A 17561-nucleotide genomic window follows, 5' to 3' on the forward strand; every position below is an offset into this window, starting at 1 on the left:
CTACGCATGATCAGTATGAGATTGGAGGCGAAGCTTCTGTGGAGGCGAACCCGCGAAGCCCACGCGAACTATTCGAAGGCAAGGAGCACTACGAGATCCCCGCTTTCCAGCGACCCTATGTCTGGAACGAAGAGGACCAGTGGGCGCCGCTCTGGGACGACGTCGTGCGAGTGGCCGAGAGCTACGTAGCCGCTAAGGAATCGGGCGTCGACCCGGCGGTGCCGCAACATTTTCTCGGTGCCGTTGTCTTCGAATCGAAGCCTCCGATTGCTGGCGACGTCACGCGCCATGAGGTTATCGACGGACAGCAACGCATGACTACGCTCCAGCTTTTGCTGGACGCAGTACACGAGGTCGTGGAAGCCCGAGGGCATGAACTCCACGCCGAGGCGCTCGAAGACCTGATTCTGAACAAGCCGAAGGCATTCGCGGGCAAGCGCGAGCGTTTCAAACTCTGGCCTTCCCAAGCGGATAGACAGGCCTTCGAGAATGCTATGGATCCCCAGGGAGACGAGGTGGGTGAACACCGTGTCACCGAAGCCCATAGGTTCTTCAGGCAAGAGACGACGCGCTGGCTCACTGGTAAGCCTGATGACGACGGAGTAGTCCCCCCGGGATCGGAGGAACTACGTGTCGAGGCGCTTAGTTCCACTTTGCAGGACCGATTGACGCTCATCGCTATCGACCTCTCAGGTCACGACGACTCGCAGCTCATCTTCGAAACGCTCAACGATCGCGGGACCCCTCTGTTGAAGGCTGACCTGATCAAGAACTGGATTTTTCGGAAGGGTGAGGCCGTCGGGGCCGACGTCGAGAATTGGTCAATCAGCTACTGGGCCGACTTCGACACCGCATGGTGGCGACAGGAAATCAAACAGGGCCGCCAGATGCGGTCTCGCGTAGATATCTTCCTGCAGTACTGGCTCACCATGCGCCGCCAAGACGAAGTGAAGTCGGAACAGGCTTTTCGCGTCTTCGCCGAATATGCGGAGCCGTACATGACGACTGCAGAAAAGGCCGACGTTCTTCTCGGCGAACTGCGCCGGGACGCCGACACGTATCGCAATCTCGCTCAACTCGAACAGTCAACTGCCGAAGGCCGCTTCTACCGCCGAGTAGTTGAAATCATGGAGCTCGCCGTAGTAACCCCTGTCTTTCTTTGGATGTTGTCGCAGAACCATGGCGTTCCCGCCTCGCAGGTCCGCATCGGGCTCGACTCATTGGAGAGTTGGGCTATCCGTCGTTCTCTTCTGCGACTTACGACCAAGGACATCAACAGATTCATGGTCGCGGTACTTAAGGAGCTCGGAGCCGTCGCATCTGAAGCGGCTGGCGATACGATCCGTTCCTTCTTGGCAGAGCAGACTGCGGAAACTCGATTCTGGCCTACTGATTCCACGATGAAAGCATCTCTGCCGGAAGCGAAGATGTACGGGGTCATCAACCAGGGACGGCTCCGGGTGGTTCTCGCTGCGGTTGAGCAGCACCTCAGAGAGCGAAGCACCAAATATGAGGCCCTGACGTTACCTACTGGCTTGGAACTCGAGCACATCATGCCGCAAGGCTGGCGGACGCACTGGGATACCAACCCCCCGTTGGATTCTCAGGATGCGGCCGTCCGCGACAAGCGCATCAACACCATCGGCAACTTGACGCTGGTGACGAAGGCTCTCAATGGATCTCTTTCCAATCGGCCGTGGACGGACCTCCAGGCCGCGGGCCTGAAAGATGGTGGCGAGCCGGGCAGAGGCAAGCGCAGCTTGATCGACGGTTTCAGCCTGCTCGTTCTGAACAAGGAAATCATCCAAAGCCATGAGCATTCCTGGGGCGACGACGACATCCTCTCTCGTTCGGAACATCTCGCGGAAGCAGTGTGCGAGATTTGGCACCGCCCGTCGGCGCCACAGTAGGTGATGAGAAGGTGGATACAGGCCACGGATTGCGGTGATTCCTGCGCCGATTGGGGCTAGCCACCGTCGACCTGTCCAACGCGGTCATCATGTTCTCGCGCGCACTGCATCGCGACAAGCGGCCGGCGGCTGCATATGACTTTCAGCAAATTGACAGCATTGGCGGGGCGTAAATAGTTAGATGACGAGGTCGATTCCACTGCACACGACTTGGACCGTCGTTGACAGCGGAATTTAGAAGGGGGTACATAGCGTGGCTGGTAAGGCACGTGTTCACGAACTCGCCAAGGAGCTTGGCGTCAGAAGTAAGGACGTCTTGTCGGTACTGGGCCAACAGGGGAAGTTTGTCAAGTCAGCATCATCTACGCTTGAGGCCCCGGTTGTACGTGCCGTACGTGAACATTTCCGGACTGCGGTTTGTCCAGTGCCAGTGCCAGTGCCAGCTCCGGATGTATTTGGCCCTACAGTTGCCAATCTCGTCGCCGAGCTCAGTGTGCACGAGGCTGCCGTCGTCGGATACCTCTGCCACCTTGGTGTGAATGTACAGAATGGCAGCTCCTCGGTCACACCCGAATTTGCCCAGCAAGTGAAGGTTAGGTTCGCGTCAGAGACCAACAGCACGACCAGGCAGATGCCATCTAAGGAGCGACCTGCAAAGGCGAAGCCGGCTGTAGCAGCCGATGCGAAGGCGCCACGATACGAATTGTTGCCCGATCCTGCGTATTTCTATGTCGAGGAGCAGTCACCTGATGCAGTCGGAGGTTCCCCAGTTTCAGTGGACACCTGAGATAGCGGGACGGTGTCCTGCTGGAAGGATGTCGATATGTCGCGGACGCGTCGGTCGTTCACACCGGAGTTCAAGGTGGAGGCTGCTCGTCGGGTGATTGACAGGGGCCGGCCGGTCTCGGAGGTGGCCCGCGAACTGAACCTGCACGAGAGTCTGCTGGGCAAGTGGGTGCGTCAGGAGAGGGTCCGCGACGGGGTGGCCAGCGATGCCCGCCATGGGCCGCCAGAAGGCGATCTGACGGCCCGTGAACGCGCCGAATTGGTGCGGCTGCGTGCGGAACTGGCCGAGAAGGACCGAGATATCGCCTTCTTGAAAAAAGTATCGGCGTACTTTGCGGCACAGCAACATCGGTGAGTCGGTTTGAGCTCATCGCCGCGGAGTGCGCCGACCACGACATCGCCACACTGACCGAGCTCCTCGACGTCTCACGCTCGGGCTATTACGCCTGGGAAGCACGGCAGCGACGCACCGAACCCACGCCGCGGCAGCAGTGGCGCCGCGATCTCGAGGTCAAGATCCTGGCCCACTGGCAAGAATCCCGACGCACTTACGGTTCACCACGGATCACCGCCGACCTGCACGCCGCTGGGGTCTCGGTGTCGGTCAACACCGTCGCGGCGATCATGGCCGAGATGGGCATCGAAGGCATCAGCCCGCGCACCTTCAAGGTCAAAACCACAGTCGTCGACCCGGCGGCGTCTTTCCCACCCGACCGGGTGGGCCGGGTCTTCGATCAAGGCCGCCTCGATGCGGTATGGACCTCCGACATCACCTATCTGACCTGCGGTGAAGGCGATGCCTACCTGTGCGCGATCCGCGACGAGCACTCGCGACGGGTGCTGGGCTGGTCGGTGGCTGACCACATGCGCACTGAGCTCGTCGAGCAGGCGGTGGACGCGGCGGTGTTCACCCGCGGCGGGTCGGTGGCCGGCACCATCTTGCACTCGGACCGGGGCAGTCAATACACCAGTCACGACTTGGCCACAGTCTGCTCCGATCACGGCCTGCGCCGCTCTATGGGGGCCACCGGCATATGTTGGGACAACGCCGGGTCCGAATCACTGTGGTCGACGGTCAAGCACGAGTACTACAAGCGGCATGCCTTCACAACGTATGCGAATCTTGCTGCGGGACTTGACAATTACCTTCGCTACTACAACCATGACAGGCGGCATAGTTCACTGGGAATGATCTCACCTATCGACTTCGAGATCACCGCACGGATCAATCAGCAATCAAGCTAACCGTGTCCACTTTTTCAGGGGAACCCCAGTCCACCACTTGGATTACCTAGGTAAGCGACCTGACCATGCGCTGTGTGGTTGTGGCGGCATGAAGTCGCAACCCTCGGTGGACACGGAAGGCAGGGAAATCTGCGAGCAATGCGTCGCGAAACTTCCTGAATACCAAGCAATTTGGTGGCGTGAGCACTGCCGACATGCCGCAGCGGAGGTGGCCAAGCTGAAGGCCGAATGCCGGAGGTTGCAGGCGCATTCCGAGGAGCAACGGAAGCACATTGAGAAACTCCTGCAACGTAATAGCCAACTGAACCAGTCGCCACCTAAGAAACAGCCGCCACCTAGGAAACAGCCGCCACCTAAGAGGCAGCCGGCAGCTAACCGAGCGAACCCGCGCCGGACACGAACGACTGCGAGCTCGGCCGGCAATCCGTTCAAGCTGAACCGCACCAGCTCTCGTCTTACTGCCAAACGCGAGCCTCGCGTTCCGGATCCGGAGGTGGTAAGGAAGCGCATCCAGGAGATGAACGCACCTCGGCGGCCGAAAACTGAAGCGGAGAAGCGGTCGGATGAAGCCGCTCGCGAATCGATGCGGTCCTACAAGCCAAGCTCCTGGCGAATCGGGCGGGGCCCGTCGAGCTATGGCTGACAGCTGACGGCCGCAGCCGCTCGAGCCCTAGTGGCGTAGCCGAGGGAATGTCTGCTCCAGCAGCGCCACAAGCTCGCGCGCGATGTCTTCATCGACCTGAATGGACTGGCTGCTCTTGGGTTTTGACTGTCGTTGATCGGAGCCAAACGTACTGAGATGCAGGAGCGCGGTACCGTCCGGCTGGTGGACCACGGCGTACAGGCAGTCCACCTCCGAGTTATGGGGGCTGATCGATTGGGTGCTTTGTTCGAGCGAGCGCACGCGTGCCATGACGCAACCCTAGCCCCGGCGGGTCGTCGGGACTGCCCCGAGTTCAGCCGACTCGGCGGGTGTGAATTTCTGGCCGCGGTTGCGACTGGAGTGTGGAGCAGTTCGAATTCGATCAGAGTGAGCCTGCCGAGGGTACATTGGCGGAGCCGGCGGTGGTAGGTACGCTCGATCCAGGTCACGATCGTCAGGTGTAGTTCGGCTCGGGTGGACCAGCGTCTGCGGTCGAGCACGTTGTAAAAGCGCGAAGAAAGACTCCATCGCGGCGTTGTTCCCACTTGCGCCGACGCGACCCATCGAACCTTATAATCCGTTGTGCGACAGTGCTTGGAGGAATTTTCGTGACCGGAGTCGGCTGCCTCCATCAGCGTGGACTTCATCGGCGAGTCGATCGAGTAGCCGACGACGCGGTTGGAGTCGACATCCTTGATGGCGCACAGGTAGAGCTTGCCTTCATTGGTGCGGTGTTCGGTGATGTCGGTCAGCCAGACCTGGTTGGCGACCTGGGTGCTGAACTGCCGCTGCACGAGATCGTCGTGGACTGGTGGCTGGGAGCGGCGGTTCAGTTCACGTTTTTGGCGAAGATCGACCAGATGCGCTCTTGAGCGCACAACCGTGCGACGCGGTTCTCGCCAGCGGCAATTCCACGCCTGGGGAGTTCGTCGGCGATGAACCGGTAGCCGAATGCGGGGTCGTCGGCATGGATGTCACGGACGGCGTTGATCAGGTGAGCATCGTCCCCATCACGTTGTGCAGCAGGTTTTTTACGCCAATTGCAGAACGTCTGGGTAGAGAACCCCAGGACCCGGCAGGTCACCGCGGGCGGGCACGCCGTGAGCGGCATCCGGCAAACTCATCCTCCACCATCAGGATCTTTCGTAGTGTTTCCTGTCGATGGATACAGAAATCGAAGCGTCCATAGCGGAGCGAATCCTGGGTAAAACCCGGCAAACGCTGGACATGTGTCTCCGCAACGGAGAAATGGGCAGAGAGTGGGCGTCAAGCCTTAAGCGTTTCGCTGAAGACGCTGCGCGTGAGTATGAGGATCGGTTCCTCGTCGAGTTGATTCAGAACGGTTACGATGCTCATCCGCCAGGATCGTCTGGCGGCAAGATTGAGGTGCTACTCGATCTCGCTGAAGGCGATCACGGCGTACTTTATGTTGCCAACACCGGCCGGGCGTTCACCGATAAGAACTTCGTTGCGATCACCGGTATCGCCCAGAGCAGCAAGCCGCCGGGCCAGGGCATCGGCAATAAGGGCGTCGGCTTCAAGAGTGTTCTGCAGGTCTCGGACTGGCCAGAGGTGTACTCAACCAAGACCGACTACACCACCGAGAGCGCCTTCGAAGGCTACAGTTTCCGCTTCGCGCGCCGCGACGACATCGCCGCCCTCGTCGATGCTGCTGATCTCGACGATGCGGTACGAGCCCTGTCTGCGTTGGCATTGCCGATCCCGATCGAGCGCGTGCCTCAACGCGTGGTCGAACTACGTTCTCATGGGTTCTGCACGGTGATACGGCTACCGCTGCGCGACGTCAAGGCAGCTGCACGATCTGAACACGAACTACGCCACCTCGTGAGCTCCGAAACTCCTGTGTTGTTGTTTCTGGACCGGATCGCCTCGCTGCGACTGACTATCGAGGACGTGGATACCGCCTCGGCCCTTGATGCGCTGCTTCTCCGGGAAGCCAAATCCATTTACGGCTACGGAGGCGACGATCCGTCTACCCTCGCAGAGGTCGATCTCGGCGATCAGGGAAGGTTCGTGGTGGCGACGCGGGTCGTTGCCGCCGAGGACCTCCAGGCTGCGATTGTCGAATCGTCGTCAGATATCGATTCGCGATGGGAGTCGTGGTCCGACGACGCGACAGTCTCCATTGCAGCGCAATTAGATTCGATCGGCGTGGACTGGCGGTTTTACACATTCTTGCCGATGAGCAAGGCGCCGTCCCCGCTGGCTGCTCACGCCAACGCTCCGTTCTTCACGAAACTGGATCGCAACAGCGTCAGCTTCGACGTGTACTTCAATGCCTTTCTGCTAACCGAACTTGCTGCACTATGCGTGGATACCGCTCTGTGGATCAGAGACAATGCACCTGCCTACAGTGCGTTGTGCGTGGACCTGACCTGCTGGTCCAACGAATACCTTGAGTGGTTGAAGCAGGCATTCGTCCATCGCGGACTTGAACTCGATGGAGCCGAGCTCATACCGATTGCCTCTGGCGCGGGCCAGTCGTTTGGCTCGGTGGCCGGGGTCCGGGTGTGGGGGCCTTTCGACGCCGAACTAACCACGCTGACAGCTGAAACCCTGTCCGCTGGCACCGACGCCGTGATCGTCGACCCGAAGCTGGATAGCACACGAATCGCGCGGTTCAGAAATCTGCGTCGCAGTCTGAACCCTTACGACGACGGCAGCCCCAATGACCATGAACTGGCGGGATGGGTCGAAAGCTGCGCTCAAGCGTTGAGTAAATCGAGTCGTGCGGCTCAGCCCGGTGAGTGGATGGACTTCTACGACGACATCGCAGCCGTTTTCGAGGGCCGTGATGTGGGTGCCTTGAGTGGCAGGCGGCTCATCGTCGATAATCAGAACCGATTGCGGAAGTTTCCCTCGACTGAGACTGGGGCAATTCCAAGCGCGCGGACCGCATTTTTCTATCCAGTCCGAGACCGAACCGCCGGGGAGGAGGACGTCGACGCTTCTGTCGACGTGGATCCTCCCCGGGAACTGCGGAAGGGTCTCTGGTTCACCCACCGCGACCTCGATTGGTATACCAGCGACGGATCACAACGGCCGGCGCGCTCGTTCTTCGAGAAGAACAAACTTGTTCGCCGGTACAACACCCAAGATGTCTTGGAGGCGGTCGGACGCTTCGTTCGTGGCCATCGCAGCGATGCGGAGGTGCTCCGCGCGGCCCTGCTGTTCGTCTTTCGACTGCGCGACCGTGCACCCGCAGATAAGACCCTGCAGTCAGTGCGGCTTTACGTACCGACTGCAGGTGGGTGGCGACCGGCGGTCCAGGCGGTGTTCTCCCAGGACTGGGCAGATACGCAGGGCCCGTTGTTGACAAAGTTGATCGGATTGACTGCGGCAATCTCACCTGACATCGCCGGCCTGGCGGCCCGACTGGTCGAAGATCCAAGGCAGTGGATACCTGCAGGGACCTCGGTCGCCGAATGGACTGAATTCCTGCTGCGCCTCGGCGTCCGCGACGGACTGCACCCGATCGCAAAGAAAGGTTTCTCGACTCGCGGTGAAATGTTCACGCCAGGTGCTTGGGCGCGGGCAGCCGGTTTCGACCACCCTGGCTTTAGCGAAGTATGGCGAGCCCGAGTTCCCCGACCTGACGGCTACGGCGAGCATCGTCGCTCGATCTACAAGTCGACAACCGAATTGTGGTGCCTTCCAGGGCAGTTCGAGTTCAAGCGCTTCATTCCCGCGGCTCAGGAAGTCTATGCCGAGCTTGTTCTGGACAATCTCGGCACCTGGCCAGCCGATTGTCAGCAGGTCTCGGTTCGCCGCGAGAACTATCCCTATGAATTGGCACCAGACTGGCCAACGCCGTTGGCGCAGTTTCTCGACAGTGAATCCTGGGTTCCGGTGAAGACTGGCGACACACCAGTGCGGCTCGTAACCCCAGTAGAGGCATGGTACTTCGATGACGACGCTCCGCAGGACGCGCAGCCTCCCGCATTCGCCCCCATCATTCCTCGTCGGTACCGTCGGATATTGCGCGATGACACGTTAGCCGGGCAGCGACTCAGAGAGTGGTGCGGTATCCGATGTTGGAACAATTCGCTGGACGCCGTCGAGGTCATGCGCGTCCTCTCCGAGTCATTGAAGGAGGACAGGGTCGGTGCAGACCAGTGGTCAGTGTTGGCGCGTGAATACGAGACCGCGCTTCGCCGCAGCCTGGCTCAGCACCAACAACCTTGGAGCCAAGAGAACGCGGTGAGCGACGTGGTTGTGCGTTGCGGCGACCGCGTGGAAGCGATTGAGCTGGGCGCCGGGTATGGGCCGATCTACGTCGACACCGACGGTGATTCCGCTAACACTCGCATGATTCGCGAACTTGGTGGCGCGATCCTCTGTGCGCGGGCTGCCGACGGACCACGGGTATTCGAACTGCTCGATGACGTCCCCGGCGCTGAAGTGCGGCTGGTATCTGACGTAGATGTGGTCGTTCGTGCCGATGGTGTACCTGTCACAGACGACACCCTTGGGATTGCTCTTGTCAGCGCGGATACTGACTGGATTGTGCCGCTGGCCGTCGCTGCAATGGAGTTCCGCGGCGGCCAGTTTCGGCGCTACGGCGAGAATCGCCTGCGGGCGGCTGCACGGCAGCTGCGCGATGTGCAGCTTGTCGCCGCCCGGGACATCGACTTGACCCTCGACGGGCATCGGTCGATCGATGCAAGTCGAATGCGCGGAGTATTCGCCGTGAGAAACCTCGTTCGGCCCTACATAGTTGTCAAGGATTTCTCCGGAGATCTCGACACCCAAACGCTGGAGCGGCTATCCGGTGCCGTCGCCACAGTAGCCGGCGCACCAGAAATCGGACCAGTGCTGTTTGAAGCCATCGCGTTGCTTGACCGCAGTGATAACGGTCTGTCCGATCCAACCGCCGAGCAATGTGCCGACGCTCTGGGCATCAGCATGCGCCAGTTCAACGACGTGTGCGACATCCTGAGAACCCCGATTGACGTTCTGCGCGAGCGAATTCCGGTGATCGCAGCCTGCACGATGTCTATCCAAGTGGGTAATGAACTTCAGGAACTGCTCGAAGCCGCCCACGATGAGGATGACGTAGTCGCGCTGCTACGACGGTTCGCGGTACCAGAGGAAGCGGCGGTGCTCTCCTTGGCGACGCGTGCGACAGACTATCTTGAACTTCGCGCTGAACTGGGCACGTCCTATAAGGACTTCAATGCTGCGCTGGTAGCGATGGGACAACGATCGCTGGCCGATCCGGCTTCGCACGACCAGTCGTTCGAATACTTCCTGAAGACCCGTCGCGACGCCATCCTGTCGCGACTGCGCACCCGGTTCGCAGCGGCGTTCCATGCCGGCGAAGACCTCTCGATGTATCTGGCTGCGAGGAAGCTCAAGATAGCGCGAGATCCCCTTTGGGTCGAAGAAGTTGAGATCCCGACCGACTCCATGATGACTGAGGCGGTGAACAATTGGTTGAGATCGGCCGGTGCGCCGACCCTCGATACTTCTGTCGAGGATCAGTCGGTAGACCGCATGAGGACGGAGAACCGCAGGACGATCACAACAAGTGGCGATACTGCTGGTGTGTTGGTTCGTGCATGGGCGCGTACGGCTGGAACGTCATGTTCGGGCCTTTGGGAAGGGGACGGAACCGGGGGGCGACTCGCAGACTGGTCCGACGACCAGGGGCTGCTCGATTTCGTCATTCTGCGAGACCTCCAACCACTCATCCCACACCTAGCCCGTGCCGGGGCTTGGCCGAGCGGGATGCCGCACATTCTCGACGCCGAGCAGCTCGCGCTGACGGACGAAGACCTCCTCGGAGGGCAGACCGAAGAAGACCGCGTACGCACTCAGCAGCAGCTCTCGCGAGTCACCCTTCCGATCGGCTCTGAGCGCGTGTCAACTAACCCCGACGCATTCGTCGATGTCGTCGAGACCATCCGTTCCAGCATGCGGCCCGGCCTCACGCAGACACCTTTCCGTGTCGCGGACCTTGGCCAAACGCCGGCCCGACGAAGCTCGGACACCGCTAACTCAGCCAAGCAAGGTTCCTTCTATCGCGGCAATCCAGTTCGCCTGAATGACGGGCAACGTGCTGTGGTTGGCCTATCTGCCGAAGTCATCGCGCTCGACTGGCTGAAAGCGCAGCCTCAGTACAAAGATGCGCAGGTCATCTGGCGCTCTGGTTATCGCGACAAAGTCCTAGGTGGCTCAGAGGGAAACGACAGGCTGGGATACGACATCGAGGTCCTCACTGCATCCAATTCGTACTTCTTTGAAGTCAAGGGTGCGGCAGAGGACAGTACCGAATTTGAACTGACTCCGTCCGAGATTGATGCCGCCAGACGGAACACGTCGCGTGACAAGTACCGGATTATCTACGTCCGGCATGTATGCGAGCCGTCAGAGACGTCAGTGTTGCTGTTACCAAACCCATTTGCACAGAGAGGTTCTGAGGTATATCGCTATAAGGGCAGTGGTCTGCACTACTGGTTCTCGCCGCGATGAGCGCAGTAAAGGCGCAACCTGCCGACAGTAGGCCCCCTTTAGCTTCGCGCTCGCGGGAAGTGATCCACTGTGATGGAATCGACCGCTATGAACGACTCGGAGGCTGCCCCGAGTTCAGTTGACATGCGACGCATAGCTCAGCTCGGCCTCTTGCTCGAGGAAATCGGCAGAGAGCGGTTTCGGCACGAGATTTGATCCTTCGAGCGAGCACGAATCCTGACGGATCAGGAGTCAGCGAATTCAGGCGCAGTCCCAACATTGGCCTTGATCGACTCGGTGCCTCTGACTCGCGCGTCGAACGCGGCCGGTGGTGATGCTCCTTCGCTTGTCGCTATTAGACTTGAACGAGACGTCTTGGCGATGCGACGGCATCGGACACTGTGCAGGCAACGTTCGAAGACGAAATCCGCACCGAAACAATATTCTACGGAGTCGCTGCTTCCACGTATGCCGACACCGTTCCAATCAGCCGCATCTCGTCGACATCCCGGGCGCGGGCGTTGAGCAGGTCCTCGGTGCAGATGAGGTAGGCCAGGCAGCGGGCTCGGCTTACTGCGACATTCAACCGGTGGCGGGAGAACAGGAAGTCCACCCCGCGGGTGATGTTGTCGCGGCTAGAGGCGGTCATGCTGAACAGCACCACCGCGGCCTCGCCGCCCTGGAATTTGTCGACGGTCCCGACCCGCACTCCGTTCAGCGCGGGTTCGCTGGCAAGCCGTTGCTTGACGGTGCGGACCTGATCGTTGTACGGGACAACGACCATGAAATCGGATGTCGTCAAAGGGTTTTGCTCGCCGTGCTGATTCGTCCACGGTGTTCCGATGAGTGCGCTGATCTGTTTGGCAACCAGATCAGCTTCTTCGGGTGAAAAGGTAGAGCGGCCGGTGTGCTCGGCGCGCAGCCACCGCAAACCCGTGCCGACCGCGGTGTTCTGCTGCAAACAGGAGTCGGCGCTGGTGAGGCGGCCTTGATAGATCTGCGTTGAAATGAACTGGCATACATAGGGGTGCATGCGGTAGGTCGTGGACAGGAACACCCCTCGCTCCGAGGGCATGGTGGTGGCTTCACCTAGGAGGTAATCGAGCACACTCAGGCCGCTGTGCCCGGGATGGCTAGCTTGGGCAACCTGGGGCAGCTGCAGCGGGTCTCCCAAGAGGATCACGTTGCGGGCCCCGGTGGACGCTACGGCCGCATCGGCCAACGACATCTGCCCGGCCTCATCAATCAGCAGCACGTCAACCGGCGGCGCGGCTTGCATCGCCGATGATGCAAATAACCACGTCGTTCCGGCCACCAGATTGTATTCGGGGTCTGCGCTGGCGGGATTCTTGTCAACCACATCGATCCCGGGCAGCGCGGGATTGCTGCCGGCCGCTGGCTTATACACCCCGCGCAGCAACTCCAGTTGGTTCTTCTCAGCGAAGACGGCGACGACGCCGCGCAGCACGTTGATGATGGCGTGGTGACTGGTTGCGGTGATACCGACCCTCTGGCCGGCCGTGATCAGGGTGTAGATCAGATGTGTTGCACTGTAGGTTTTTCCGGCCCCAGGTGGACCCTGGATGCCCACCACCGCGGTGTCCAACTGGGTGACCCAGCGGCACATGTCGTCGATGTCATCGGTGAACACACCACCGACTGGTCCGCCCTTGTCGCGGAACTGGGGCAGGTCTCGGCGCAGGAGCGCCGCCGTCGCTGTCTCGGGCCTGTTGCCGTCCAGCCAGTCGGTCGCGTAAGCCTCTAGTGTGTCCGTTTTGGCGCGCTGCGAGACCCATTCGTGGAGCACTGCTGCGCTGGGCACATGGCCGTCCTCGGCGGCCTTCTTGCTCTGTACCAGCTCTAGAAGACCGGCGTCTCGGTCGAGTCGGGCGATTTTGAGGTCGAAGCGCTGGCCCTCGACGTTGATGGTGTGGACGTCGCTGTCTCGGTCGCCCTCCGTCGGGAAATCATCGAGCGCCTGCGGCGGGAAGGTGAATCCCAGAGCGGGCAGGACCTTTCGTCCTTTGGTGCCGGTCCGTTCGACCAGGCCGGTGTACTGAAGGGCGGTGATGACAGCTGCATCGTCGAGTACGTCCTCGGGGTCTGCTTGGAGTTTGATCCGCTTGGGTGCGTAGTACGCCCACCATTCGCGGCTCCAGTAGCCCAGCAGGTCTCCCAGTAGGTATTCCACACTGTCCGAGTCGAATTCGTGCAATCGGACGATGAGCTCACTGGGGGTGTAGCCCTCCGGCTCCGGTTCGGCGACGAACCATTCGAGGCTCCCAGGACGGCGCTCGATCAGCCAGTCCCGTAGCGCCATGGTGGCCCGGACATCGTCCTCGTTGTACCGGGCGATGTCGGTCAGCAGGCTGGCATCGCCTTCTGTCATGTACTTTTCGTACTGAACCACTGCGCCGGCGCCTTTGTCGATTTCGTGGCTGCGCACGAAATTCGTTAGTCGTTCCAGCGACTTCAGCCCGTAGCTTTCCGTTCCTACTTGGAAGCTGTTGCGTGTCAAGGGGTAGAGGTCCACGAACGCCCCTTGTCCGACGAGTTCGGTCAGGACATCCTCCCGCACCCGGTGGGTGGTGACCAATGCCTCGAGGGAGCTGCGTTCGGTGTGGTTGTAGTGGTAGACGTGCATCCCCGGATGCGTTGCCCGCCGGGTAGCCAGATGATCGATGAGGGCGGCAGTGGCGACAGCTTCCTGCTCGGGGTCGTGCGCCCACCATTCCCGATAGTCCCAGGTTTCGCCCACCGTGCGCTCGATCAGCCCGAACAGGAAGAACAGGCCGGTGTCGGCGCGCCAGAACGGGTGTCCCTCGAAATCCAGAAATACATCCCCGTCGTCGGGCTGGGGGAGTTTCTGGAGTCCTCGGCCCCAATCGGTCTCATCGACTGGCTCGATTGCGGTGAATGGCGGGCGGTCCTCGGGCCGGGCCTGCAGCTGCAACGCGGCCTGACCGACTAGGCGGATCAGCCTTAGCGGCCGGACACCGGTAATCGGTCCGGTAGCTTGGAGGAGCGCCGTCAGGGTGTTGACACCTGCGGCGGTCAACGCATCTATGTCGATTGCGCGGATCCCTGCGACGTAGATCAGGGAATCCTCATCCCGCCAATGGTTTTCGCAGAGATCGCTGAATTCGCAGAACTGGCAGTGGGTGCAACGCGCCGGCGTCGTGCTGGCGGCGGCGCCGGCCTCGAGTGCGGCGCGCAATTGGCCGCGCAGCCGTCGCCAATAAGCACTGAATTCATCGACCCTGTACGATTCTACGACGCCCGACCCCAGCCAGATGTGCATGCGCGCCGGTCGCACCCCAGTCAACGCTTCGACCGCATCCGCGTAGAAGCACAGCTGCAGGAGGTGCCCGGGCTTGGCCTCCTTGCGCGCCAGCTTGGCGTCCACCGGCTCATAAGAAACCACACCGGTCTCCGGGTCCTGCACTCGGATAAGGAAGTCCGCGATGCCTCGGATGCCGTCATGCACGAACGGCATCTGATAGATCACGTCGTGCCCATCGGCCATGGGGTTACCGACCCGCTGAACCCAGCTGGCGAATCTCTCTCCTTCCCAGATGGCTGGTACTTCACAGATCGACTTCTGTTGCCGTCGGTATTCCGCGAGGCAATCTGTCTCGTGCCGGGTCCCTTTGTCCGCCAACAACTGTGCGAACGACCCGAACGGTTGGTTCGGTTTCGCGAGCGTGCCGTCATCGACCTGGTTCTGCAACGACAGATAGTGGGCGCAATCAAGCCACGCCGTAACTTTTGACGGGGTCAGCAGCCGTTCTACCATGCGTCCTCCTTGCGTGCCGTGCAGGTCATAAAGCCAACTAAGGTGAGAGGACATCGGCCGAGAACCGAGCGCGGAGAGCCGCGTAGGTGAAAAGGTTCTCCAGGATCCCTGAGCCGCCGAGCTTGTTCGGGACGAACGTTGAGAACGCCAATCCATTCATTTTGTCCTCAAGAAAGTCTGGTGACCACGCGCCGAGCGCCGCGAGTCCCGGCGGGACCCAGTCGAATTCCTGTGCGTTGAGTGCATTTGCCATGACGAACGCGTTGTCGACTCCGGGAGCCAACGGCAGTTGCAGCACGAACCACACGCCATTGCCGAACACCGGATGCGGCTGGTGTGTAAAAACCTCGACGCACCCGGCCGGCCCGGACTCCGCGAATGGCACTTCGGCACTGAATGCGATGTCGTTGCCACTGCCACGACAGTGGAGTCGATCGGCAAAAGCAGGCAATCTGCTCATCCACGACCCCAGTGGCTCGCCCGGCATCGCATCGGGCTCTGGATTCGAAAACACCGATGGGTCTTCACCTGCGCCGATGACCATACCGGCGAACGCCCGAAGATCGTTCGGATCTCCGTGAGCTCCAGTGCTTGGATTGGATGACGACGCGCGGGCCCCACGGCATTGGTGAGCCAATCGGTCGGCCAAGGCGTGGGCCATATAGTTCTGCAGCACCGTTGGCAAACCGATCAGCCTCGCAGCGAAGCCTGTGTTGCCGTCGTGAATTGACATCGAACAGGAGACCTTGATGGTCGCCGCTTCTCGATCCCAGATCAACGCATTCATGGCGAGCTCCCGCATGTTCACCATCGCAAGCAGTCGCTCGGGATTTGAGTCAGGGTCGACGTCGGTGACCACGTCGGTCCAGACTCGTAAGGTGCACTCGTTCCCGGAAGGCGTTGTTCGCACTTCACCAAGCGCAAAGTGCTGAGCTAAATCTCCTGACCACCAAGTGAATCCGCGGTCATGGCGGACTGTCCACTCATCCTCGATCATGGGCGATTGCCGTAGGTCGTCGATCACTGTCATTCCGAAATCGCTCACGGAGTAGTCCTTTTTGCTTGCGTGCCGACTGGTCGCGAATTGGCTGCGTCCGAAGTCCGTTGTGCCGTCTTGAGGTGGAAAAACTTTTGGGTGATCGTCAGTCATTCGGATCTCGTTCCTGTCTGACCCACAGCAATTGAGGTCGGTGTCGGGAGTTGCAGCAGGCGCGTCCTGAGATCCCCTTGTTGAGCACACCTGCGACGGAAACGGTCCTTGGCCGGCATCCTCAGCTCTTGGGTTCCCACCGCCATCGGCGCTGGTCGACCCGATTGGTCGCGCATGCCAGCACTGACCACCATGACCCCTGCCAGCTGAAGATCGCTACCTGGCCAAATCGCAACCCGATAGCGCGGGCCTCGTCGTCGGTGAGTCCGAACACTGCCCGGCTGTTCTCGGCGTGGCTTCCGTCGAACGCGGTACCGACAACAGGAACCGCATCAACGCCGTGTTCGGTGAGTTCGCGGTCGAGGATGTCCAGCCGATTGGCGCTGTCGGTATCTTCGGGGTCGGCATCCGGTTGGACCGCGCTGATCACGTGTAGTGGTCCGAACGGCGGCTCGTCGCCGTCGCCGTCCTGCGAAGGAAGAACCCTTCCGTCGGCGAAATGCACTGCAGTAGCAAGGTAGAAGCGCCATGGCTCGTCTGGTTCGTCATCGTGGGCGTGCTCAGCAAGATCGGCTGTTGATGTCCATTCGAAGTCGCCATAGCCCTGCATTGGTGACGTCAACTTGTCCCATCCCCCGGTTGGTACGTCCCCGTCTCGAGCGCGTCGGCGAGCCAGCTGTCGAAGGAAGGCAGGGAACCGTCGGGATCGGCGCTTTCTAAGAACTGGAGGAATAAATCGTCGAACTCTCCCCACCAGTCGTCAGCGGGGCGGTGGTACTCGGCCGCGTATTCACAATCTTCTCTGTTTGAATCATCGAATTCGTCCGCGAGCCAGACCAATTTCTGGGCCAGATTGACCCAACTCTGAGGGTCATTCGTGGCGGTAGCGCCACTTGATGTGGGTGCGGCACCGATGAGCGTGGCAGCTCCTCGGACGCCGACATCACCGGAGTAGCAGCTCAGATGAACGTCTTTGCCGTTCGGCCATCCCGCGATGCCGCGGAACGACACACTCGAAGCCATCCCCAGGCCCGAGCCGCTGACTACAGACCAATCGACCGTGTGCCCGCCATCCCAGGTCATGACCACGTCACTCTCTAGATAGTCGTCGCCCCACGAGGGCTCTGCCCACAAGCTGAGGCTGATACGCCCTGGCTCAATCACCTTCGGCAGCTGATCGACAGGGTCCTCCTGCCAGGGTTCGAGTTCGACTGCGTACCCGCTGTCGGTGCGGGTGATCTGATATGGACGGACCCCCTTCGTCGCGTACGTCGCCGCCTCCGCGGGGGTCAGGCCAAGCTCGATGAAATCCTCAACGTCCGCTGGGTCGACACCTGCTTCCGTCCAGGCGCGGGCTTCGGTCGCGGGCGGGTCGGTGTTCATCGGCTGAGGCCTTGATGAGCATTGTCGTCGGCCCACCGCCAATGGGCTGCCATAGCGAGACGTCGTCGTTGATGAAGTTTCTTGTTCGCACCCAATCCGATGAATGCCCGGATGCCGACACACAACACGTTGGCTACCTCCCCTTGATCCTCAGAGCAGGTTACGACCACCCAC

The 17561-nt window shown here is 60.6% G+C and carries 9 protein-coding genes and 2 pseudogenes; 5 read left to right on the forward strand and 6 right to left on the reverse strand.

Going from position 1 to position 17561, the window contains the following annotated elements:
• Positions 1-38: 38 nt before the first annotated feature.
• The 4 genes and pseudogenes from A7G45_RS32560 to A7G45_RS21430 all read left to right on the forward strand — a co-directional run bounded on the left by A7G45_RS32560 (position 39) and on the right by A7G45_RS21430 (position 3941).
• Positions 39-1910 (forward strand): DUF262 domain-containing protein, encoded by a 1872-nt coding sequence (locus A7G45_RS32560; protein ID WP_260940171.1) that lies wholly within the window; start codon positions 39-41, stop codon positions 1908-1910.
• A gap of 253 nt (positions 1911-2163) precedes the next feature.
• Positions 2164-2316 (forward strand): annotated as a pseudogene (locus A7G45_RS21420) (translation initiation factor IF-2 N-terminal domain-containing protein); the annotation flags it as partial.
• A 417-nt stretch (positions 2317-2733) separates the two neighbouring features.
• Positions 2734-3051 carry a transposase gene (locus A7G45_RS21425; RefSeq protein ID WP_260932170.1) on the forward strand — a complete coding sequence of 106 codons (318 nt, stop codon included), beginning with the start codon at positions 2734-2736 and terminating at the stop codon, positions 3049-3051.
• On the forward strand, positions 3048-3941 hold the full coding sequence (locus A7G45_RS21430) for an IS3 family transposase (RefSeq protein WP_260932168.1): 894 nt from the start codon (positions 3048-3050) through the stop codon (positions 3939-3941). The genes A7G45_RS21425 and A7G45_RS21430 overlap by 4 nt, the downstream gene beginning before the upstream one ends.
• 670 nt (positions 3942-4611) lie before the next feature.
• Here A7G45_RS21430 and A7G45_RS21435 read toward each other — a convergent pair.
• Entirely contained in the window at positions 4612-4854 is a 243-nt protein-coding gene (locus A7G45_RS21435) for a hypothetical protein (protein WP_260940497.1), read from the reverse strand.
• Positions 4855-4925: 71 nt separating this feature from the next.
• Positions 4926-5677 (reverse strand): annotated as a pseudogene (locus A7G45_RS21440) (IS3 family transposase); the annotation flags it as partial.
• Between the two features lie 68 nt (positions 5678-5745).
• On the opposite strand from A7G45_RS21440, the gene A7G45_RS21445 reads away from it, so the two are divergent.
• A complete protein-coding gene (locus A7G45_RS21445; RefSeq protein ID WP_260940172.1) occupies positions 5746-11079 on the forward strand; it encodes a protein NO VEIN domain-containing protein in 5334 nt (1777 codons plus the stop codon).
• A 424-nt stretch (positions 11080-11503) separates the two neighbouring features.
• Here the strand turns inward: A7G45_RS21445 and A7G45_RS21450 are convergent, their stop codons facing one another.
• The 4 genes from A7G45_RS21450 to A7G45_RS21465 form a co-directional block, all read right to left on the reverse strand.
• Positions 11504-14908 carry a TM0106 family RecB-like putative nuclease gene (locus A7G45_RS21450; protein ID WP_260940173.1) on the reverse strand — a complete coding sequence of 1135 codons (3405 nt, stop codon included), beginning with the start codon at positions 14906-14908 and terminating at the stop codon, positions 11504-11506.
• Positions 14892-15899 carry a hypothetical protein gene (locus A7G45_RS21455; protein ID WP_260940174.1) on the reverse strand — a complete coding sequence of 336 codons (1008 nt, stop codon included), beginning with the start codon at positions 15897-15899 and terminating at the stop codon, positions 14892-14894. Before A7G45_RS21455 ends, A7G45_RS21450 begins: the two co-directional genes overlap by 17 nt.
• 226 nt (positions 15900-16125) lie before the next feature.
• Positions 16126-16626, reverse strand: coding sequence for a DUF3293 domain-containing protein (locus A7G45_RS21460; protein WP_260940175.1), 501 nt, complete (start codon positions 16624-16626; stop codon positions 16126-16128).
• Complete coding sequence (locus A7G45_RS21465) at positions 16623-17387, reverse strand: hypothetical protein (RefSeq protein WP_260940176.1); 765 nt, start codon at positions 17385-17387, stop codon at positions 16623-16625. The genes A7G45_RS21460 and A7G45_RS21465 overlap by 4 nt, the downstream gene beginning before the upstream one ends.
• Positions 17388-17561 lie beyond the last annotated feature (174 nt).

Source organism: Mycolicibacterium llatzerense (assembly GCF_025331195.1).
Taxonomy (GTDB): domain Bacteria; phylum Actinomycetota; class Actinomycetes; order Mycobacteriales; family Mycobacteriaceae; genus Mycobacterium; species Mycobacterium llatzerense.

Coding starts and splice junctions, on each gene's coding strand:
- A7G45_RS21425 (WP_260932170.1), top strand. CDS start 2,734: ATGTCGCGGACGCGTCGGTCGTTCACACCGGAGTTCAAGGTGGAGGCT.
- A7G45_RS21435 (WP_260940497.1), bottom strand. CDS start 4,854: ATGGCACGCGTGCGCTCGCTCGAACAAAGCACCCAATCGATCAGCCCC.
- A7G45_RS21465 (WP_260940176.1), bottom strand. CDS start 17,387: ATGAACACCGACCCGCCCGCGACCGAAGCCCGCGCCTGGACGGAAGCA.
- A7G45_RS21445 (WP_260940172.1), top strand. CDS start 5,746: ATGGATACAGAAATCGAAGCGTCCATAGCGGAGCGAATCCTGGGTAAA.
- A7G45_RS21450 (WP_260940173.1), bottom strand. CDS start 14,908: ATGTCCTCTCACCTTAGTTGGCTTTATGACCTGCACGGCACGCAAGGA.